Annotated in this window: 20 protein-coding genes; 7 read left to right on the top strand and 13 right to left on the bottom strand. The window is 50.5% G+C overall.

Going from position 1 to position 21,909, the window contains the following annotated elements:
* Positions 1–5: 5 nt before the first annotated feature.
* From paaD to ACY2IG_RS02320, 5 genes are read right to left on the bottom strand one after another with little or no spacing between them, the layout of a single operon-like run.
* Positions 6–500, bottom strand: a complete 495-nt coding sequence (gene paaD / locus ACY2IG_RS02340; protein WP_462618323.1) for a 1,2-phenylacetyl-CoA epoxidase subunit PaaD — start codon at positions 498–500, stop codon at positions 6–8.
* 14 nt (positions 501–514) lie between these two features.
* Positions 515–1,300 (bottom strand): 1,2-phenylacetyl-CoA epoxidase subunit PaaC, encoded by a 786-nt coding sequence (paaC, locus tag ACY2IG_RS02335; protein WP_056063799.1) that lies wholly within the window; start codon positions 1,298–1,300, stop codon positions 515–517.
* On the bottom strand, positions 1,297–1,641 hold the full coding sequence (paaB, locus tag ACY2IG_RS02330; protein ID WP_023466991.1) for a 1,2-phenylacetyl-CoA epoxidase subunit PaaB: 345 nt from the start codon (positions 1,639–1,641) through the stop codon (positions 1,297–1,299). Before paaB ends, paaC begins: the two co-directional genes overlap by 4 nt.
* Before the next feature lie 14 nt (positions 1,642–1,655).
* Positions 1,656–2,627, bottom strand: a complete 972-nt coding sequence (gene paaA, locus ACY2IG_RS02325; protein ID WP_035411059.1) for a 1,2-phenylacetyl-CoA epoxidase subunit PaaA — start codon at positions 2,625–2,627, stop codon at positions 1,656–1,658.
* 18 nt (positions 2,628–2,645) lie between these two features.
* Positions 2,646–3,923 (bottom strand): phenylacetate--CoA ligase family protein, encoded by a 1,278-nt coding sequence (locus ACY2IG_RS02320; protein ID WP_462618322.1) that lies wholly within the window; start codon positions 3,921–3,923, stop codon positions 2,646–2,648.
* Positions 3,924–4,299: 376 nt separating this feature from the next.
* Here ACY2IG_RS02320 and ACY2IG_RS02315 point away from each other — a divergent pair, with 376 nt between their 5' ends.
* The 7 genes from ACY2IG_RS02315 (at position 4,300) to ACY2IG_RS02285 (ending at position 11,160) form a co-directional block, all read left to right on the top strand.
* Positions 4,300–4,701, top strand: coding sequence for a thioesterase family protein (locus ACY2IG_RS02315; protein WP_462618321.1), 402 nt, complete (start codon positions 4,300–4,302; stop codon positions 4,699–4,701).
* A gap of 37 nt (positions 4,702–4,738) precedes the next feature.
* The gene (locus ACY2IG_RS02310) at positions 4,739–5,881 is read left to right on the top strand and encodes a Glu/Leu/Phe/Val family dehydrogenase (protein ID WP_035411065.1); all 1,143 of its coding nucleotides are present in this window, start codon (positions 4,739–4,741) and stop codon (positions 5,879–5,881) included.
* Positions 5,882–5,894: 13 nt separating this feature from the next.
* The gene (gene pdhA / locus ACY2IG_RS02305; RefSeq protein ID WP_308102153.1) at positions 5,895–6,944 is read left to right on the top strand and encodes a pyruvate dehydrogenase (acetyl-transferring) E1 component subunit alpha; all 1,050 of its coding nucleotides are present in this window, start codon (positions 5,895–5,897) and stop codon (positions 6,942–6,944) included.
* Between the two features lies 1 nt (position 6,945).
* Positions 6,946–7,944, top strand: a complete 999-nt coding sequence (locus ACY2IG_RS02300) for an alpha-ketoacid dehydrogenase subunit beta (protein ID WP_056063806.1) — start codon at positions 6,946–6,948, stop codon at positions 7,942–7,944.
* Between the two features lie 13 nt (positions 7,945–7,957).
* The gene (locus ACY2IG_RS02295) at positions 7,958–9,178 is read left to right on the top strand and encodes a dihydrolipoamide acetyltransferase family protein (RefSeq protein WP_308102154.1); all 1,221 of its coding nucleotides are present in this window, start codon (positions 7,958–7,960) and stop codon (positions 9,176–9,178) included.
* Position 9,179: 1 nt separating this feature from the next.
* The gene (locus tag ACY2IG_RS02290) at positions 9,180–10,577 is read left to right on the top strand and encodes a dihydrolipoyl dehydrogenase family protein (RefSeq protein ID WP_308102155.1); all 1,398 of its coding nucleotides are present in this window, start codon (positions 9,180–9,182) and stop codon (positions 10,575–10,577) included.
* Between the two features lie 103 nt (positions 10,578–10,680).
* Positions 10,681–11,160: a methylated-DNA--[protein]-cysteine S-methyltransferase gene (locus tag ACY2IG_RS02285; protein ID WP_462618320.1), complete on the top strand. Its 480-nt coding sequence runs from the start codon at positions 10,681–10,683 to the stop codon at positions 11,158–11,160.
* Between the two features lie 80 nt (positions 11,161–11,240).
* Here the strand turns inward: ACY2IG_RS02285 and ACY2IG_RS02280 are convergent, their stop codons facing one another.
* The 8 genes from ACY2IG_RS02280 to ACY2IG_RS02245 are packed head-to-tail and all read right to left on the bottom strand — an operon-like array spanning position 11,241 to position 21,856.
* Positions 11,241–12,245, bottom strand: a complete 1,005-nt coding sequence (locus tag ACY2IG_RS02280) for an aldose epimerase family protein (RefSeq protein WP_462618319.1) — start codon at positions 12,243–12,245, stop codon at positions 11,241–11,243.
* Positions 12,242–13,738, bottom strand: coding sequence for a UDP-glucose--hexose-1-phosphate uridylyltransferase (locus ACY2IG_RS02275; protein ID WP_290774451.1), 1,497 nt, complete (start codon positions 13,736–13,738; stop codon positions 12,242–12,244). Before ACY2IG_RS02275 ends, ACY2IG_RS02280 begins: the two co-directional genes overlap by 4 nt.
* Positions 13,739–13,768: 30 nt before the next feature.
* On the bottom strand, positions 13,769–14,767 hold the full coding sequence (gene galE, locus ACY2IG_RS02270; RefSeq protein ID WP_462618318.1) for a UDP-glucose 4-epimerase GalE: 999 nt from the start codon (positions 14,765–14,767) through the stop codon (positions 13,769–13,771).
* The gene (locus ACY2IG_RS02265; protein ID WP_462618317.1) at positions 14,768–15,940 is read right to left on the bottom strand and encodes a galactokinase; all 1,173 of its coding nucleotides are present in this window, start codon (positions 15,938–15,940) and stop codon (positions 14,768–14,770) included.
* Positions 15,937–18,060, bottom strand: a complete 2,124-nt coding sequence (locus ACY2IG_RS02260; protein ID WP_462618316.1) for an alpha-galactosidase — start codon at positions 18,058–18,060, stop codon at positions 15,937–15,939. Before ACY2IG_RS02260 ends, ACY2IG_RS02265 begins: the two co-directional genes overlap by 4 nt.
* Before the next feature lie 14 nt (positions 18,061–18,074).
* On the bottom strand, positions 18,075–20,069 hold the full coding sequence (locus tag ACY2IG_RS02255; protein ID WP_035411097.1) for a beta-galactosidase: 1,995 nt from the start codon (positions 20,067–20,069) through the stop codon (positions 18,075–18,077).
* Between the two features lie 25 nt (positions 20,070–20,094).
* A complete protein-coding gene (locus ACY2IG_RS02250; RefSeq protein ID WP_035411101.1) occupies positions 20,095–20,880 on the bottom strand; it encodes a carbohydrate ABC transporter permease in 786 nt (261 codons plus the stop codon).
* A gap of 13 nt (positions 20,881–20,893) precedes the next feature.
* Positions 20,894–21,856 carry a carbohydrate ABC transporter permease gene (locus tag ACY2IG_RS02245; protein WP_035411105.1) on the bottom strand — a complete coding sequence of 321 codons (963 nt, stop codon included), beginning with the start codon at positions 21,854–21,856 and terminating at the stop codon, positions 20,894–20,896.
* Positions 21,857–21,909 lie beyond the last annotated feature (53 nt).

Here is a 21,909-nt window from a genome sequence, read left to right as displayed (position 1 = left end):
TTCCTTCACATGAGAGTAGAGACGGGTTTCATCGCCTCGAATGGATTTTTACACGATTTACAGTAGAGAATACTTCGACATGCCGTCGGTCCGAATAAGTTTTCCATCGTCACATACGTTGATCCACAATACGGACAGTCAATCTCCCACTTTCCTTGTTCGAATCGAGGGGGTGCGATGCCGAATGCTTTTAATCCTTGCATCCCTTGTTCTGTGATCCGGTCTGACGTCCACGGTGGATCAAACCGGAACTGGACATCGACCTGTTCGACGCTCGGAATCACCTGCAAGGCAGCTTCGGTATTTTTTTTTATGATTTCAAGCGCCGGACAACCGAGAAACGTCGGGAGAAGCGTGACGTGCACCGTGTAGCCATGCGCCGTCGCTTCCGCGTCCATCGTCTCGACCATGCCAAGATCTAAAATGCTGACGCTATCGATTTCTGGATCCTTCACCCCGTTCAGGGCTTCACGGATCGCATGTTGAAGTGTCGTCGTCATGCTTCCCTCTCCTTTCACCACGTTGCCGTTTGATCGATCAGATAGACTTCTCCGAGTGTCGCGAGTGCGTCATTCAAGTCTTCCGTGTGATCGCCGTCTCGTCCATTGCGTGTCATCTGCATTTCTGGGAGGGTCACGTTCAATTCGACGAGTAACGGTGTGATCGTCTGATACCAACGATCAAGTAAAATCCCTTGCCCTTCAATCAACCGCATCTCTTCGATCAGTTGACCGTGTTCGCCATAATCGAACATGTCGCCGAAGTCATAGAGGACTTTTTCTAGGGCTGCGTCCATCTTCTGGCGAGCTGTCTCCGTCGATTGGTAGAGCTGGGTGAACCATGTTTGCCAGTGCAGCAAATGATAGTACAACTCCATATTGATCTTAACGGCAGCAGCAGCGAGTGGCTCGTAACTGCTCGATTTCAACGCATCAATCCGGATCTTTTTCGCGACCGTATAGCAATAGTTCCGGACGACAGCGAATGCCCAGTCATATTCGGGTTTTTCCATATAGTAGCCGGGTCCATTGACACGTTCGACAAGAATCGAGTTCTTCCGTTCATGTGCCAAGCGGACGTGGGCTAACGCATCGGCATTCCCTTCACCAAGTTCCTCAAGGAGTTGGTAATACATCGCCGCGTGCCCCATCGAATCTTGCGCGATTGAGGATGAAGCGACGTCCTCTTCGATATGCGGTGCAAGCCCGAGCCATTCCGAACCACGATACGCATAGAGGAAGTCATCATCTGCGAGTTGATACAGTAAGGAGGCGAGTGCCGTCCGTTCTTGTTCCGTCATTTCGAATCGCCTCCTTGCCAAGACATGATCTCTTTTTCATCGAGCATCTGTTGCTCGTAATGCCGCCATTTTTTCTTCAAGTAGCCATATCCTTTAGTCGTCCGGTAGTCCTTATTATCAAGGCGTTGGAGCATCTGCTTTTCATCGGGTGACAAACCACGGATATCTTCACGTTTGACGACCCAGATATCGACGACTGGTTCCCGGCGCATGAAGTTTTCTTGTGCCATCAGTAACGCCATCTCTTTATTTGGAGCAAGTAAACTGAATTGATGCGTGAACGCCGCGTTCGGCGTCCGTTTGCTAAAGACTTCGAATTCGTGATAGAACGTCTCGTTCATCGTACCTTCCCCTCTCATGCCTTCGTTTCAGCGAGTGCATCCCGTACCCAAGCATTATTCTCATAAGATGTCCGGCGCAGATCTAGTCGCTCTTTCGAACGCGGTCCTCCACCTTGGATGATCGTCTTGAATTTCGTCCAGTCCGGCTGTGCGTATTCCCATTGCCCTGTCTCTTCATCAAAACGTAACGTCGGGTCTGGAATGACGAGTCCGAGCGAACGAATCCGCGGCACGTACTTTGTAAAGAAGTTTTGCCGGAGCTCTTCATTCGTTTTCGTCCGAATCTTATAAGCGATCGTCACGTCCTGTTTCGATGTCCCGGTCGTCTCTTTCGAGGCTGGTCCAAAGAACATCAACAAGGATTCCCACCACTCATCCAGTGATTCTTGAATCATTGCCCGCTGTTCCGGTGTTCCTTCTGCGAGTGCCATGATGATTGACTCCCCATGTTGTGCGTGGAAGACTTCCTCTGCACAGATCCGTTGCAAGGCACGCGCGTACGGTCCGTACGAAGCGCCGAGCATGTTCGTCTGCGTGATAATTGCCGCCCCATCGACAAGCCAACCAATCATTCCGGCATCGGCCCATGACCGTGTCGGCATGTGGAAGACGTTGTGAAATTTCAATCGTCCCGTAAATAAATCATCCATCAAATCCCCACGTGTCTTGCCATACGGCTTCATCAAATCCTCAACGACACGAAGCAACAATTGCCCGTGCCCCATTTCATCCTGGACCTTCGCCATGATGCCAAGTTTTCGTCGAAGCGATGGTGCTTTTGGAACCCATTCTTTTTCCGGAAGTGCACCCATGATTTCACTGATACCGTGCATCGAAATCAGTTTAATCAGTGTGTCTCGGTAAAAGGCAGGCATCCAGTCATCGGCTTCGATCTTTTCACCTTGCTCGATTCGTTCCTTGAAGCGTGCTAATTTTTCGTCTTCCGTCAGTTGGACGGGTTCGAACAGTTGTGTTGCATCATACATGCTAGTTCCTCCTTTGAATCAGACGAGTGATGTCGAGCGTCGATCAACGACCCGGACGGCTTTCCCTTCCGATCGTGGTAACCCTTGATGCGGGTGACAGACGAGATCAATGGAAATGAGACATTCCGACTTGATGGCGTCACATATCGAATGCATTTGTCGTTCTGAGATATTTTCGAATTCGATATGTAGCTCAACGGCATCGAGTCCGGCTTTACGTACGAGATGGATTTGATAATGTGGCGTCACGTCCGGTTGTTGGAGCAAGACCCGCTCGATTTCTGACGGAAAGACGTTGACCCCTCGGATAATCAGCATGTCGTCCGTCCGCCCTTTGACACGTGACATTCGTGTCGTCGTCCGACCACAAGCGCACACTTTACGTGTGATCGAAGCTAAGTCGCCTGTCCGGTATCGAATGATTGGAAGCGCTTTCTTTTTCAAGCTTGTAAAAACGAGTTCCCCGACCATGCCATCTGGTAACGGTTCCCCCGTAACGGGATCGACGACTTCCGTAATGAATAAGTCATCCACGATATGCAGACCTGCCTGCTCTTGACACTCCATTGCGACACCCGGTCCCATGATTTCGCTGAGTCCATAGATATCGAATGCCTGCAGATCAAAGGTCTGTTCGAGTGTCTGCCGAATCTCCTCAGACCAGGGCTCGGCCCCAAAGATGCCATAACGCATACTTGTTTTCCGCGGATCGATACCACGTTCAATCATGCGTTCTGCCAAGCGTAAAATATACGAAGGCGTACCACAGATTCCGTCCGGTCGGAAATCCTCGATCAATGTGATTTGGCGATCCGTGTTGCCACCGGAAATCGGTAAAATCGTCATGCCTAGTTTCTCTGCTCCTGCATGAAGCCCGAGACCACCTGTGAACAATCCGTAACCATACGCATTGTGCAGCAAATCAGCTGGTGATCCACCGGCTAAGACTAAACTGCGTGCCACGGCACCGGCCCAGTCATCTAAATCTTCTTGCGTATATCCGACGACGGTCGGTTTACCGCTCGTTCCAGACGAGGCATGAATCCGGGTGACCTGTTCTCGTTCGACGGCAAATAGTCCGAACGGATAATGATCGCGTAAATCCTGTTTACGTGTGAAGGGAAACTTTCGTAGATCCTCGATCGTTTGAAAATCGTTCGCCGTCATCTGTAAGGTCTGCAGACGTTCTTGATAGAACGGGACGCGCGTGATGTGTTCCATCGTTTGGCGCAATCGCTCCATCTGTAGCTGCTCCCGCGTTTGAGCATCCATCGTTTCGTGATGTTGATCGTACATATCTGCACCTCCTCATCATGTATACAATAATAAAACGGTCGTTTTTTTTTAGTTATATGTTTAACGTACGATACGTTCACAATGTTGTCAATCTTGTTTTGTTAAATGCTCCCAAACGATTCTTACTTTATCACTTCAACGCACTTGTTAAATGCTCCCAAACGATTCTTACTTTATCACTTCAACGCACTTATCGATAAATTAATCAACATTAAACAAGAGATTTCATGATAGACAGTCTTTTTTTGGAAAATATTTTTGAAATGATTTGCTCATTTTGTAACGGGTTGATAAAATATCGTGTGACAAGTGTTATACTATTTTTGGTAAGACCACTTGGTTGAATAAAGATGCGGTGTTGTGAAAGGGGATCACGATGAAACTAGGGTTAGCTGTCGGGGATACAGCAGAGATTCAAGCGGTCGTCTCGGAAGATATGTTTGCACGATTCGAAGGTCAGCTCGTTCATCCAGCATACTCCACCGTTTCGATGGTTTATCACATGGAATGGGCAGCACGTCAACTGATCTTGCCTTACCTAGAAGCTGGTGAAGAAGGTGTTGGGGGTGCAGTTTCACTGAAGCATCTTGGTATGGCAGCGGAAGGAGCACGATTGATCATAACTGCGACAGTAACGTCGATGACCTCACGTCGCGTTGACGCGAGCATTAAAGTCCGAGACGGACAAACGATCATCGGTACAGGGGAAGTCACACAATTCATTTTAGAAAAAAGCCGGATTCAAGAAAAATTACAAAATAATGTTCCGACAAAATGAAAGCGCTTACTTATATTTGATAGAGGAGGCCTCTACTATGAACATGTTAAACCCATCTACGAATCCAACGCTCTCGATCATGGAAAAAATCGCTGGTCACGAACAAGTCGTCTTTTGCAACGACCCTGTCTCGGGGTTACAAGCCATCATCGCCATTCATGATACGACGCTCGGTCCTGCTCTCGGTGGATGCCGCATGGCGCCTTATGCTTCTGTTGATGAAGCACTTGACGATGTGCTGCGTTTGTCGCGCGGTATGACGTACAAATGCGCTGCCGCTGATGTTGATTTTGGTGGTGGTAAAGCCGTCATCATCGGTAATCCAGCGACGGATAAATCACCAGAGCTTTTCCGTGCCTTCGGTCGCTTCGTCGATTCGCTCGGTGGTCGGTTCTACACCGGAACGGACATGGGCACGACGATGGATGATTTCGTTCATGCTAGCCGAGAAACATCACGGATCGTCGGCATTCCGGAAGCATTTGGTGGTAGTGGTGATTCATCGATTCCAACGGCTGAAGGTGTCGTCTATGGACTGCGGGCGACGATCGAGACGTTATTCGGTTCAGATGAATTAAGTCGGGCAACCTACGCGATCCAAGGACTCGGAAAAGTCGGCTTTAAGGTCGCCGAACAACTGTTGCTCGCCGGGGCGACGATTTATGTCTCTGACGTCAATGAAGCGGCACTAGCAGCAATCGTAACCCAAGCTGAAATGGCGCCTGGCACGGTTCGCGTCGTCTCGCCTCATGAAATTCATCTGACGGATGCTGATATTTTTGTCCCGTGTGCATACGGTGGTGTCATTCACGCTCAAAACATCGCGCTCTTACCGTGCAAAGCCATCTGTGGTTCGGCGAACAACCAACTCGCGGAAGAACAACTTGCTCACGTCTTGATGGATCGTGGCATCTTATATGCTCCAGACTATATCGTCAATGGTGGTGGGCTGATCCAAGTGGCAGACGAACTGTATGGAGCAAATCACGAACGGGTTCTCCTAAAAACGCGTCACATCTATGACGCAGTTCTCGAAGTCTTCAAAGAGTCGCAAGCAGAGAACATCACGACGGTCGAAGCGGCGAACCGGATGTGTGAAAAACGGATGCAGATTCGGGCGAAACACAACAACATCTTCACGAACACGACAAAACCAAAATGGGATATCCGTAACCACTGAAGGAGGGACTGACATGGAGCAACATTTTCCGATTCAACGCATTATCGATGAAGAAGGTCGTATCATCGACGCCTCAAAAGAACACGATCTGACAAAAGAGCTTGCCCTCACCCTATATGAACAGATGCACCGGATCCGGACGTTCGACCGGAAGGCGATTAACTTACAACGCCAAGGGCGCCTCGGCACTTATGCACCGTTCGAAGGACAAGAGGCAGCGCAAGTCGGTAGTGCACTCGCGTTGTCCGATCAAGACTGGTTGTTCCCGACGTATCGGGATCACGGCGCAACGTTGACGTTCGGTGCCGACATGGTGCGGACACTCCTCTACTGGAACGGTCGTGTTGAAGGTTGCGTCCCGTCTGAGAAACACATCTTTCCTCCTGCTGTGCCGATTGCAACGCAAATTCCGCATGCCGTCGGTGCCGCATGGGCGGAAAAACGAAAAGGCACGACGAACGTCGCGGTCGCCTACTTTGGTGACGGAGCGACGTCTGAAGGGGATTTCCATGAAGGAATGAACTTTGCAAGCGTCTTCCAAGCACCAGTCATCCTGTTTAACCAAAACAATCAGTTCGCGATCTCTGTTCCGATCGAAAAACAGATGCATTCTGAGACGATCGCGCAAAAAGCGATTGCCTACGGGATGCCAAGTGTTCGGATTGATGGAAACGATGCCTTTGCCGTCTATTTTACGATGCAAGCAGCCGTTGAACGTGCCCGTTCTGGTGGTGGACCAACATTGATCGAAGCCGTCACGTGGCGATTTGGTGCCCATACGACAGCAGATGATCCAACAAAATACCGGGATCAAGCACGCTCGCGCGACCGAGTTGATCCGCTCGATCGACTCGAACACTTCTTAAAACACCAAGGCTATTTTGACGAAACATGGATGCAACAGCTGCAGGAACGGCATCAAACAGAAGTCGAAGCGGCAGTAGCTGCGATGGAGCAATTCAAGGCGCCAGACATCAATGACTTGTTCGATTATACGTACGCGACTTTACCGGTTGATGTCCAGCAACAAAAAGAAGCGTATTTGCTAGCAAGGGGGAAATGAGATGGCAACACCAATCAATCGTCAAACAGAGATGACACTCGTTCAAGCTGTCACGGATGCCCTGCGGACAAAATTGTCGGAGGATGAGACGACACTCGTTCTTGGAGAAGATGTCGGAAAAAACGGTGGCGTCTTCCGAGCGACGGACGGCTTACAAGAAGAGTTCGGTGAAGACCGGATCGTTGATACACCGCTCAGTGAAGCCGGCATCGTCGGTACATCGATCGGTCTTGCCATCAATGGCTTTAAACCGATCGTCGAGATTCAATTTCTCGGCTTCATCTACCCTGCCTATGAACAAATCATGACCCATGTCTCTCGTATCCGGATGCGAACGATGGGACGCTATAGTGTGCCGATGGTCATTCGTGCGCCTTATGGTGCCGGCATCCGGGCACCGGAAATCCATTCCGATAGTACGGAGGCGCTCTTTACATCAATGCCCGGTCTCAAGGTCGTCTGTCCCGCGACACCGTACGACGCAAAAGGGTTATTGATTGCTGCGATTGAAGATCCAGATCCCGTGTTGTTCCTCGAGTCGATGCGTAGTTACCGTTCATTTAAGGAAGTCGTACCGAGCGAGTCCTATACCGTCGAGATCGGAAAAGCGCGCTGCGTCAGTGAAGGGACGGACGTGACGTTGATCGCTTGGGGGGCAATGGTCCAAGTGGCTCACAAGGCAGCGATGGCTGCACAGGAACGCGGTATCTCTTGCGAAGTCCTCGACTTACGGACGCTCTATCCGCTTGACCGGGACACAATCGCTGCTTCCGTTCAAAAGACCGGTCGTGCCGTCATCGTGCATGAAGCCGCAGCGATGGGTGGTCTCGGGAATGATCTCGTCACGTTGATCAACGATACGGCGTTTCTTTATTTACGGGCACCAATTGCCCGTGTGACAGGTTTTGATGTTCCGGTTCCACTGTTCGCCCTCGAAGACCATTACATTCCGACGCCGGAACGAGTCCTTGCGACGATTCAGCGTACGGTCGAGTTTTAAGGAGCTGAGTTCCATGATCGAAGTCAAGTTACATGATGTCGGGGAAGGTATGACGGAAGGTGAAATCGCGCATTATCTCGTTCAAGTCGGGGACCACGTCACGACCGATCAACCGGTCGTTGAGGTTGCGACCGATAAGATGGTCGCTGAACTACCGGCTCCTGTCTCCGGAATCGTCAAGGAGATCATCATTCCGGTCGGTCAGACGGTGCAAGTCGGTACGACGTTGTTGCACATCGAAGCAAGTAACGCTTCTGAAGTGCCGGTCGCGGTAAAACCTGAAGTGTCGCGCGTATCTGAACCAGCGCCTGTCGCTGTCGCGGCCCCACCTGCTCAAGCATCTCCATCAAAACGTGTCCTAGCGACACCGTATACACGAAAACTTGCTCGTGACCACGGGATTGATATCGAAGCTGTGACGGCTTCGGATCCATCAGGTCGAGTTTCAGAGGACGATGTCCTTCGCTTCGTCAATGCTGCAGTTGCTCCACAGGAGACGGTTCCATCCGTCGTCGAGGAGGAGGTCACGCAACAACAAACGCCACCGGAAACGATTCCGTTCCGCGGCATTCGTAAGCAAATCGCGAAAAAGATGACCCAGTCGCTGTACACGATTCCGCACGTCACCCACTTTGAAGAAGTTGACATGACGCGCTTGCTCGCACTACGCGCAGAATGGAAAACCGCTGGACGAAATATCAACATCAATGCTTTCTTCATCAAAGCCTTGATCGTTGCCTTAAAAGACTATCCCGTCTTCCATGCCAAACTCGATGAAGCGAATGAATGTATTCGATTAGAGCAGGATTTCCACTTTGGCATGGCAACCGAGACACCAGACGGGTTAATGGTGCCAGTCATCCGTCATGCCGATCGGCTCTCACTGACGGAATTGCATGATCAACTGATTTCGTTGCAACAACGTGCTCAAAACGGTGCCTTACGTGCAGCGGACTTAAAGCCAAGTACCTTTACGATGAGCAATGTGGGTCCACTGGGCAGTACGGGGGCTACACCAATCATCAACTATCCGGAAACGGCATTGATTGCCTTCCACAAGACGAAAAAACGAGCCTGTGTCGATGAAGACGATCAAATCGTCGTCCGCTCGATGATGAATTTGTCGATGTCGTTCGATCATCGCGTCGCAGACGGGGCAACGGCCGTTGCCTTTACAAATCGATTCGTTTCACTGATTGAACATCCGACTACCCTACTTTTGGAGTTGATCTAACATGGTTGTTGGCGAACTTACACAAGAACGGGATCTCCTGATCATCGGTGGGGGTCCCGCAGGTTACACGGCAGCGATCCGTGCTGCGCAAGGCGGTCGTAAGGTGACATTGATTGAACAAGCTGAACTCGGTGGACTTTGTTTGAACCGAGGCTGTATCCCGTCCAAGGTTTATGCGCATGCGGCAGAAGAAATGTTACGCTTGCCTCATCTTGAAGACCTTGGATTCACCACCCCTACTGTCCATGACTTCAGTAAACTGAATGCTTACCGCAATCGTGTCGTGCAGCAATTACGTCAAGGTGTCGCCGCCCTCTGTCAGGCGAATCAAATCGAGCATATTTCTGGTGCAGCTTCCTTCCTGTCAGAGGACCGGATCGGTGTTGAGTCGGGACATCAGTTCGATACGTATCGATTCCAAGATGTCATCATCGCGACCGGTAGTCACAGCATCCAGCACGAGGAATCGTGCCGACTGAATGCCGAACAGCTTTATCAACTCGAGCAGTTACCAACCAGCTTATTGATCATTGGCTCCGACACATTAGCACTTGAAGCCGCAGCCTGTTTCCATGCTCTCGGTACAGAGGTGACGTTGTTTGCCGATCAATTGTCGCTTGAACCAAGCGTTGAAAAGGAACTGAAGCGGACATTCAAAAAACAAAAAATCCGTCTCGTGTCGGATGTCGTGACACAGATCGATGCTTCAGTAGACGCGACCGTCACGGTCATGAAAAACGGTGAAGAAGTCACCTATCATGGCGCCTATCTGTTCCAATCCCTCGCCCGGATTCCGAACAGTTTGACGCTCGGTCTCGAACGGATCGGCGTGACGCTTGCAGAAGACGGGACGATCCCCGTCGACGCATACGGACAAACCAATCAACCGCATATTTACGCGATCGGTGATGTGACCCCGGGTCCACAGTTCGCCACTCGTGCGATTCACGAAGCGAAGCGGACCGCAGCTCACCTGTCCGGTCAAGACGTCGATCCGACGACACCGTATTATCCGACCGTTCTGCGAACGTTTCCTCCGATTGCTTCGGTCGGGATGACGGAACAGGAAGCCCGTGAAGTCGGACATACTGTTCAGAGTGGACAGTTCCCACTAAATGCAAACGGAACGACGACGATTGAAGGGGGCAGTGGGTTCGTCAAGGTCATCACTGACGAACAGACATCACTGATCCTTGGTATTCATATGATCGGTGACGATGCTCATCGTCTCGTCGGTCAATTCACCCAAGCACTGGAACTGACAGCGAAACGAGAAGATCTCCTCTTCCCTGTCATGGCACACCCTAGTCGAAGCGAAGCATTGACGGAATCGATGGAAGCCTTATTCAGTCAATCGATCCACCTTCCACCGCGGCAACAGATCGGTTCGCGCGCGTAATCAAAAGAGGTGTCTCTGCGCAAAAATCACTTCTTGGGGATGCGTCACTTCATTTCGTGTATGTAGAAAGGAAAACATGGTCATGGAACTGTACTTCACTCGCATGCAATGGAACAACTATACGTTTCCGGTCGCCGCTACAGCGGATGGTCTCTGTTATGTCGGTGCTTGGGATGAACCGGAGGATTTATTCGACGACTGGTCGCGGAAACACTTCCCGCGAGCCGATCGGATTGCTTCTGATACCGCGCTTGCTCCATATACGGAGCAACTGCTGGCCTACTTGAATCAGCAGTCGGCGACACTCTCCTTTCCAATCGCACCAGTCGGTACCCCGTTTCAACTTGAAGTCTGGCATGCTCTACGTGCGGTACCGTACGGTCAAACCGCCACCTACTCCGATATCGCGGAACGTCTTTTCCGACCGAACGCGACTCGCGCGATTGGCACGGCAATCGGCAAAAATCGATTACTGCTTGCGATCCCGTGTCACCGGATTATCGGCAAAAAAGGCGATTTGCTCGGCTATCATGGTGGACTGAATATGAAGCGGACGCTACTCGCGCTCGAGCAACGTCTGTGAATTGAGACTTTTCCTTCCCTGTTCTACCACAAATAAGCCCCGCTTCCCTGTCCAATTGGACACGGGAAGCGGGGCTTATTTCAAGATACTACACTAAAACGATAAGCTGTTTTCCAGTGATAGGTCTCACCTGGTGACAACAAGATTGATGGAAAATCGGGTTCATGGACTACATTCGGATGGACTTGTGTTTCAAGGCATAAACCAAGTGATGGTCGAGCAGGAACACCGTGAACCGTATAATCGGTCAGTAGTTGCGTTCCGGTATAGAGCACGACCGCCGGCTGATTCGTTGTCACGTCGACGAAACGACCGGACACCGGATCTTCAAGTCGAAGTGTGTCATCCCGCAACACGAAGGGATGATCGTAGCCGTTTCCAACAGCAATCGTCTCGGGATGCTCAAGCGTAATCCCGTCACGAATCGACTGACCGTTCCGGAAATCAAACGGGGTTCCGGAGACATCCCGTTGTTCCCCTGTCGGTAAGCCGTCTGGCTGGACCGGTAAGTAGCAGTCGCTTGGTAACGTCAAGACATGATCTAACACATCTCGCTTTGCATTTCCAGATAGATTGAAATACGTATGATTCGTCAGATTGAGTGGTGTCGTCTGATCCGTCACCGCCGACATCTCAAGTGTCAATGTCGTATCTTTTAGTCGATAAAACACATCAAGTGTAACTGTTCCCGGATAACCTTCTTCTCCGTTTGGACTTTTTAAGCACAAATGGAATAATGTATCCGTCGCTTCGATGACATCAAACCACGCTTGATCAAATCCGTGAATTCCACCATGCAGATGATTCGCCCCGTCATTTGCGACGAGCGGATAGACTTTTCCCTCTACTTCGAAACGTGCCTGTCCGATTCGACCAGCAACGCGTCCGACGATTGCCCCGAAGTACGGCGAGTGTTGTTGATAGTCTTTCACCGTCTCTAGACCTAAGACGACGCTTTCCAAATGACCATCCCGATCAATCGTCCGGATGTCCTGAATAATGCCGCCATAGTTCCAGAGTGTCACTTCGATGCCTTCCTGACGTAATGTATGTCGAATCAACTCTTTCTCAAGTAGTCGTGTCATCGTTGTTCCTCCACTGGTTGGCGCGTCACGAGTTGAACGAATCGCCCGAACGCCGCCTGACCTTCCTCTGTCTGTTTAAAGACGCCACAGTCTTCGAGACCACGTACGAATTTCGCAGCGACCGCTTGCTCGACGTATGTCGTGACATGTTGTCCGACATACGCTTGTTTTAGTTCTTGCGCCCAGTCAGCATGAGCGACAGCTACTTCGTCGACTTCACCTGTGATGAACTGTTCGACCTGTTGCAACTCTTGAAGCAGGCGTGCCGGTAAGACTGCCAGTCCCATCACTTCGATCAAACCGATATTTTCTCGCTTGATGTGGTGAATATCGGCATGCGTATGGAAAATACCGTCCGGATGTTCTGCTGACGTCCGGTTGTTCCGTAAGACGAGATCGAGCTCGAATTGTCCATCACGTTGACGGGCGATCGGCGTCACTGTATTGTGTCGCGTCTCACCAGTATGTGAACGAATCTCTTGACTCTCATCCGTGTACGTCAACCATGTCTCATAGACGGTCGTCGCAGCATTGAGTAATGCCGACGCATCTTTACTCTTCAGACGCAACACACTCAGTGGCCAGTGTAATGTCTCCCCAGTGACTGTCGGCTGATCCGGGAACGTAAAGGATGTTAAAGTTTTTGCTCGGTCCATCGCAAACGTATAGCGTCCGCCCTGATAATGATCATGCGTCAGGATCGATCCACCAACAATCGGCAGGTCAGCGTTCGAACCAGCGAAGTAATGTGGAAACTGCTCAACGAAGGCAATCAGACGTGCAAAGGCATCCCGATTGATGACCATGTCACGATGTTCCTGCGACAGGATGATGCTATGTTCATTGTAGTAGACGTATGGTGAGTATTGCAGTGCCCACGATTCTTCCATCAGTGTCAGCGGAACAACCCGGTGATTCGCACGGGCCGGATGATTCGCACGACCCGCGTAGCCGACATTTTCGACGCACAACAGACAGGTTGGATAGTTCGACGCCGTTGGTGCCTCTGTCCGAGCTGCTGCGATTTCACGCGGATCTTTTTCCGGCTTCGATAAGTTGATCGTGACATCGATCGTCCCGTAAGCCGTATCCGCTTGATAGCGTTTATTTTTAGCGATCCGCTTCGTTTGGATGTAGTTACTCGCTTGGCTCAGTTGATAGAAGTAATCTGTTGCCGCTACCGGTGATTCAGCGTACAGACGGCGGAATGCCGCCGTCACGTCAGATGGACGGGCAACGAAAATGTCCATCACATCTGCTGCGAACTGCTCTTTGTCTTCAAGACGCGCCGGCAACTGCCCACTTACGATCAACACTTCAATCATGTCGTCCAAAATATCGGGAATTGGGCGAGATGGTACGTCTGCCTGTTCTTCAAAATCGGCTTGACCGATTCGCGCTAGAATCCGGTTCCGGGCGTAGATCGCATCTTCCGGTTCAATCAAGCGTTTCTGGATCGCTTGCGCTACTAACTGTTGGATGAGTTCATTCATCGCCGTCACTCTCCTCATTCTGTCTCTCTATTAACGAACGCTCGTCCGGTACCCTTCTGGATTGTGCGCATGCCAATTCCAAGCATCACGGATGATCGTTTCGATGTCGGTACGTTGTGGTGTCCAGCCGAGAACTTCTTTTGCTTTGGCAGATCCGGCGATTAAGATACTCGGATCCCCTGCACGACGTTCAATGATCCGTTCTGGAATCGGATGTCCCGTCACGCGACGGGCTGCTTCAATGATTTCCCGAACGGAAAACCCTTGGCTTGAACCGAGGTTAAAGACCGTACTCTCGTTTCCATCAGCCAAATAATCAAGTGCTCGCATATGGGCGTCGATCAAGTCCTCGACATGGATGTAATCACGAATACAGGTACCGTCAGGCGTTGGATAATCATCGCCATAGATCGAAATTTCTGACCGTTGCCGGTTGGCAACTTCGAGGACGAGTGGGATCAGATGGGTTTCCGGCGTATGATCTTCCCCGATTTCTCCTGTTACGCGCGCACCCGCAACGTTGAAGTAACGTAATGCGACATAACGTAAGCCATATGCTTGTTCAGACCATCGCATCATCTTCTCCATCATCAACTTCGTCTCACCATAGGCATTCGTCGGACGCGTTTCTGCTGTTTCGAGAATCGGCATCTGCTCCTGTTCACCGTATGTGGCTGCCGTCGAAGAAAAGACGATCTGTTTAATGTCATGGGCAATCATCGCTTCGAGCAACACTTGTGTCCCGTAAACGTTGTTATCAAAGTAGCGTAATGGTTCTGTCATCGAATCGCCAACGAGTGAAAAAGCAGCGAAATGGATGACCTGCTCAATCGTCTCTTCCGTAAAGACGCGATCGAGAAAAGCACGATCGCGTATGTCTCCTTCATATAGACGTGCCCGCGGATGAACCGCTTCACGGTGACCGGACTGCAGATGGTCGATGACGACGACATCCTTTCCGGCATCAATCAATTGATAGACAGCATGGGAGCCGATATAACCAGCTCCACCTACGACTAAAGTTGCCATTTAGATGACCTCCCGTTCGATTTCACGTGCTCCGTCACCGACCGTCGCCGTATAGAACGTCGCTGGGTAACCGATCCTTGCTTCATATTGTTCGCCGACAGCTTGTTTGAACGCGTCGACTGCCTCGTCTTCAACGATCGCAATCGCACAGCCACCAAAACCAGCACCTGTCATCCGTGCGCCGAGCACGCCCGGTTGCTCCCAAGCGGCTTCGACGAGTGTATCGAGTTCAATCCCTGTCACTTCATAATCTTCCCGTAACGAGACGTGTGAAGCATTCATCAACTGACCGAACGCCTTCAGTTCTCCCGCTTCGAGTGCCGCTAGTGCTTGAAGTGTTCGTTCATTTTCTGAAATCGCGTGTCGGGCACGACGCATCAAGATTTCGTCTTCCCATGCGACTTTCGTGAATTCTGACGTCGTCCATTGTCCAAGCGTTTCCCGTGATGTGAACTGATTGAGATAAGCGAGTGCTGCCTCACATTCCGCCCGGCGTTCATTATATTTCGAATCTGCCAGTTCACGGCGTTTGTTCGTATTCATGATGATGATCGTATACCCCGTCAAATCGAGTGGAGCATACGTATAGTCGAGCGTTTCACAATCGAGCAACAATCCCGCTCCCGCTTTCCCCATACCGATCGCAAATTGATCCATGATACCACTATTGACGCCGATATAACGGTTTTCGACCTGTTGACCAAAGCGGACGAGATCAAGACGTGGAATGTCTAATCCATACAATCGATCGAGCAAGACTCCGATGACGAGTTCAAGTGAAGCGGATGACGAAAGACCGGCTCCGTTCGGGATGTCACCTTGAATCAGGATGTCACATCCTGAATCGATTCGGTACCCTGCTTCCTGTAAGACTGAAACCATACCCTTCGCATAGTTCGCCCAACCGTGCGTCGCGTCATACGCCAGTTCTTCGAGTGCGACTTCGATGATGCCGTCCTGCTCAAAATTCAGCGAGTAGAAGCGGAAACGTTGATCGTCTCGTTTTCGCGCGATCGCGTGTGTACCGAACGTTAACGCGCACGGAAAGACGTGACCGCCATTGTAATCCGTATGCTCACCGATTAAATTGATCCGACCCGGGGCAAAAAAGCGATGCGTCGACGGTGAGCCAAACCGCTGTTCAAATTGTGCTTCTAACGTCTGGTCTGTCATACGATCGTCTCCTTTGATTCGAGTAGTGAGAGCGCACGATGGACCGGCTGAATCCGCAGACAGCGGGCTTCATAATCCGTCGTGTATGAGAACGTCAAGCCTTGTTGCATCAAGTAGGCACCGCTTGACGTCCGGTCCTCGACTTGGTAGCGCATTGTTGGGTCGAGTCCTTTTAGCTTGAAGTGATACTGATGTATTCCGTATTGCCGAAGTGGCGCGATTGCGAGCAAGACTGTTTCTTCTTCCGATGTATACTGCATGACGCTTGGTGTCTGTTGTGTGAAGGATGAAAGACGGTACTGGATGCCGCGTTGGATTGTCGGACGAATCGCTTGATAGGTCTCGATCCAGCCTTTTGCTTCCGCTAACTCATCCGTCGACCACTCGCTTAAGTTACCACCGATCCCGAGCGTTCCTTGCATCGAGGAGACGAAGCGTGTCGCAAGTGGCACGTTGCGTCCATTTAACCAGTTCGGTCCGTCCGTTACCCAGCAGCTCATCATCTTCGCGTTATAAGCGTAAGAGAAGTCATGCTGAATTTGTAAGCGATCGAGTGGATCCGTGTTATCACTTGTCCAGACTTGCTCCGTCCGTGCGAGGATCCCGAGATCAATTCGTCCGCCACCACCGGCACAGGCTTCGAAGTCGACCGCCGGATGCAAGCGACGCAATTCATCAAAGATCCGGTACAATGCATCGACGTGACGTTTCCATAATTCCTGTTGGCGATCCGTCTGGTCTTTTGGAACACCCGGTTCCGAGAAGGCACGGTTCATGTCCCATTTGATGTAGTCGATCGCGTGACGCGTCAGCAAGTCATCCATCATCTCGAGAATGAATTGCTCAACTTCTGGTAATCCTAGATTTAAGACGTATTGATTCCGTGACGTCGTCCGAACCGCATCCCGTGCATGATAAATCCAATCCGGATGCGCCCGGTATAGATCAGAATCCGGGTTGACCATCTCCGGTTCGACCCATAGCCCGAACTGTAAGCCTTGTTGTTTCACATATGAGATCAAAGGCTCTAGACCGTTCGGAAACTTTTCCCGATTGACGTGCCAGTCCCCGAGTCCCGCTTGATCGGAATGGCGTTCACCGAACCAACCGTCATCGACGACAAACAGTTCACAGCCGATTCCTGCTGCAAGATCGACGAGTTCACGTTGACCAGATTCCGTCACATCGAAATAGGTCGCTTCCCATGAGTTATAGAGAACTGGACGATCAGTCGCACGCGGCATGATGACATCACGTTGGAACGCATGCGCATGGGCGCTCATATCTGCGAAACCATCCGCATACCCGATGTAGAACGTCGGTGTGGTCAACTGTTGATGATGTGATAGTTTCCAACTGAAATCAAACGGATTCATGCCACCCGATAGCTGAACGAAACCGAACGCATCTTGTTCGACGTGAATCGCCCAGTTGCCGGAATAAGCAAAATGTCCGTAAACGACTTCACCGCCATCTTCTGTTGCATCCTGTTCGAGTGCGAACCAAGGATTCGCTTGATGACTCGTCACCCCGCGCCGACTTTCAATCGTCTGGCGTCCTGGTGTCACCGGTGTGATCTGTTTCTTGAACTCACCTGTCCACACCCCAGCGAAGTGATGCAGTTTTAAATTCGGTTGATGCCAACGTCCCATCGCGAAGGACTGGGCTGCTGTTAAACGAACAGGTAATCGTCCTGTATTTTCGACGACAATCGAACGACCGATGATGTCGTAATCGGCAAACAGTTCATATTGCACTCCGACACGCATCTCCTGCAACGGATCAAAAAGCCACAATGTCAGTTTCGTTTCTGTCTGCTCGGAGCGTTCAAACTGGAACTGGTGAATCCGTTGTCCGTCCTCTCGTTCCGATTTCAAAGTTGGCTCCGTGTACAACATCTCGCCGAATGGTACGAAATCATACGTCGCAACGCCGTCTGGTGATTCAAACGAACTGTGTGCGACGACCGGACTCGGTAACGCTTCATAATCATCCCGGTACGGTAACTTGGCACCGAAATAGGTGTGAATCAGCTTCCCGTTCGCACCGACTGTCACGACGTGAGCGACCCGTTTCCCCTCGACGACGAAACGACGTCCTGCTACTTCAAAGATTGCCATGGTTCTCTTCCTCCTTACGTCGTCAGAATCAGTGTCTCGAGTGGTGCGAGTCGGACCGTTCCACGATATGTCTTTTCCTTTGTCAATGCTTGGTATGTTCCGTCGAGCGTGACGTCCCGTGCTTCTTTCGTGTCATGGTTCATCAAGAAGAGGAAATCGCGTTGTTCGCCGTGACGACGAATGATTTCAACTTGATCCGGAGCATCGATCATCTCGATGCCAGCCTCTGTGAACGCTTGACGGTAAATTGTATCAATCATCGCATCATCAATCGATGAGCCGATGTAGGTAATCATTCCTTTATAGGCATTGCGCGTCACAGCCGCTACACCCTCATAGAACGTATCTTCATAGACAGCAAGTGTCTCTGCTGTCGTTGGTGTGATGAGATCACACCAGAGGCGCGCTGTTGAGGATTGTCCTGCCATCTCGCCGATACCTGCCACCTTATGTTGCTGAACCGATTGGAGTGACTCATATTCGTCGATTTCAATACCCGCATACGGTGCGAATTTACCCGGTAACGTCGTCGGTACGACATGATTCCGTGCATCTTTGACACCTGTCCGGTACGTGAAGATGACGTGACCTCCTTGTTCCATGTACGCAATCAAGGCGTCATCGAACGTAGGATTCGTCAAGAAATAGAGTGGAACGATGATCAGTTTATAACGAGATAGATCATCACCTGGGAAGACGATGTCGGTTGCGACTTGTTGACGAACTGCTCCGCCATAGAAGCGGACGAACTCCGTCCGAAAATCAAACGCATCACTGTGCGGCTGATGCGTCCACGCCCAGACGTTTTCTTGATCGAAATAGACACCAACCTTCGCGTCGTAACGGCTCGCATTGATTTCATCGCCATACGTATTCAGTTCCGTCATGATCTGTTTCACTTCTTCGAATTTCCGTTTCGGTTTTCCATCATGATCGATGATGCCGTGACAGAATTCCTCTGTTCCAAAATGAGCAGCCCGGAATCGGAAGTAGACGATCGCTTCTGCTCCCCGCGCGACTGCTTGATACGTCCAGAGACGAATATGCCCTGGTCGTGGCAAGTAACCGATTTTACTCCAGCCTTGTGCGCCACTCAACTGTTCCATGACCCAGAAGCCTTTTCCTTGCTTCGAAGAGCGGCAAAGATCATGATCGCTTGCCATCTTCTCGAACCGGTTCGGCTCCGGTAGTCCACCCCAGACCGGGTAGTTATCGAACGCGACGTAATCGAGATCTTGCGCCATTTGCTGTTGATTGACCGCCATGTCACTGTAGACGAGGTTGTGCGTGATGAAGACGTTCTCTGGGATGTAGCGACGTAAGACATCGACTTGTAATTTGTTGTAGTACGTATAGCCGTCGGCACAAAAACGATCGAAGTCGACGAGCAGGGATGGGTTATGTTCCTGATAGACTTTACGCGGTACCGGGATTTGATCCCACGCCGTGTACGTCTGACTCCAGAAGACGGTTCCCCATGCTTCGTTCAAAGCATCAAGCGTTCCGTAACGGTTCTCTAACCAGCGCTGAAAAGCAGCGCGGTCGACATCACCGTAAGAACGATCCGATTTCTCATGCCCATATTCATTATCCGTTTGCCACCCGATAACACGAGGATGTTGACCGTATCGTTTCGCCATCTCTTCCGTGATCTTGACGGATAGTCGTTGGTACGTTTCACTGTGGACCGTATAATGGCGACGAGCACCAAAGCTGATCGTCACACCGTTCTCATCGACCGGTAAGATTTCTGGATACTTCGTACACAACCACGCAGGTGGTGTCGCGGTTGGTGTCCCGAGTACGATATCGAATCCTTCCGCACTCAAACGTTCGATGACGTCATCCCAAAAACTAAAGTCATAGACGCCTTCTTCCGGCTCCATCATCGACCAAGCGAATTCTGCGAGACGAACGACGTTGACACCAAGTTCCTTCATCAGTCGGAAGTCTTCCTCCCATAGTGCTCGTGGTGTTTGTTCTGGATAATAATCGACTCCTAAATACATTGTGCTCCCCCTTACGCAAAAACAATTATTTTACTGCACCCGCCGTCATCCCTTTTTGGAAGAAACGTTGGAAGAAGATATAGAAGATCATCGTCGGTAAACTGATCAAAACAAGTGAAGCGTAGATTTTCCCTGGGTCCCCGCCAAGCGCATCCTTGAAGAAACTTGGTGCCATCGTGACTGTCTGATAAGCAGGGTCGGTCATGAACGTAAGAACCATCAAGTACTCGTTCCATGAGTTAAGGAACGCATAGATTAAAGCTGTTGCGAGCGCTGGTTTTGCGAGCGGTAGCATGACTTTGAAGAAGACTTCAAGAATCGTCGCACCATCGATATACGCTGCTTCCATCAATTCGTTTGGCAATTCATCAAAGTATCCTTTGATAAGCATCAGACCGAATGGTAAGAAGAAGGCAACTTCCGCTCCGATCAGTCCCCAGTGGTTGTTCAGCCCGTCAAATGAACGAAGCGTGAAGAACAAGGGTACGATCATCGAAGCGACCGGTAACATGAGTCCAGCAAGGACCATGTTGAACAAAAGACGTTTTCCAGCAAACTCAAGCTTCGAGAAAGCGAACGCTGCGAACGCCAAAATCGTGATCGAGATGATGATCATGAAGAAAGCGACAAAGAAACTGTTGAAGACGAATGTCGGGAAGTTCGGGTTTTGCAATGTCGCAATATAGTTATCGAATCCATTGACGCGAAGACTCTCTTTGAACATGACGAAAATTGGGAATAACCAGACGATTGACGCAAGCGCCAATACGAGGTTAATCATCCAGCGGCTTTTTTTAGATTCTACATCCATGGGTCGTTCCTCCTTAGTTATCCATTTTCTTTTGTACACGCAATTGGAAGTACGTGATCAGCAAGGCGATCGTCAGTAGGATGATGGCAACAGCACTCGAGAAACCAACTTCCTGTTGTAACATCGATTTTCGGAATAGGTATGTCGAAATGAACTCCGTCGACGATCCTGGTCCACCAGCTGTCGTGATCCAGACTAAGTCAAACGTCTTCAGACCACCGATAACTCCGAGAATCGACAGAGTGAACGTCGTTCCTTTCAAGTTCGGGAAGACGATGCTCCACAGTGTCCGGAAGAATCCAGCTCCATCGATTTTTGCTGCTTCGAAGATTTCCTTCTCAATCGTCAACATTGCCATGTAGTACATGACCATCGAAGAACCAGTCCACTGGAAGATGTTGATCGCAATGACGGAATAAAGCGCGATGTCCGGATCACCAAGCCAGTTCTGCTCGAGGCTACCGAGACCAATCGCACGGAGGAACTCATTGATGTAACCAAACTGGAAATCATAAATTTGTGAGAATGCCGCACCGAGTACGACAGGACTCAAGACGACCGGGAAGAAGAAGACCGACTTCATCGCCGTCCGCAATGGTCCCGGTGTATGCAGGAAGTACGCCAAGACGAGACCGATACCAGCTTGAATCGAAACGGTCAAAATCGTGAAGATGAATGTGTTCTTCAGCGAGAGATAGAAGTCCGGATCTTGGAACATCTCAGCATAGTTGTCGAGTCCGACGAATACTTTGTCAAACGAAATCCCGTCCCACGAGAAGAACGAGTTATAGGCATTATAGAAAATCCCATAATAGATGAAGCTGACGACGAACAAGACGATCGGAGCAACGAAGGCCCATCCGACCATGTTTCGCTTCATGTTCTTTTTCTTCTTCGGTGCGGGCGGGCGTGTCGCCACCGGCTGGAGCGGTTCTGCTTTTGGTTTAATCGGCAATTCCTGTCGCTCTGTCTGCATATCGATTCCCCACTTTCCTCAAGTCCAAAAATCAGGAAGTGGCACGCAGGCGT

The sequence above is a fragment of the Exiguobacterium sp. EF_C8 genome (assembly GCF_054956715.1).
This window is presented reverse-complemented; position numbering and strand designations above follow the sequence as displayed.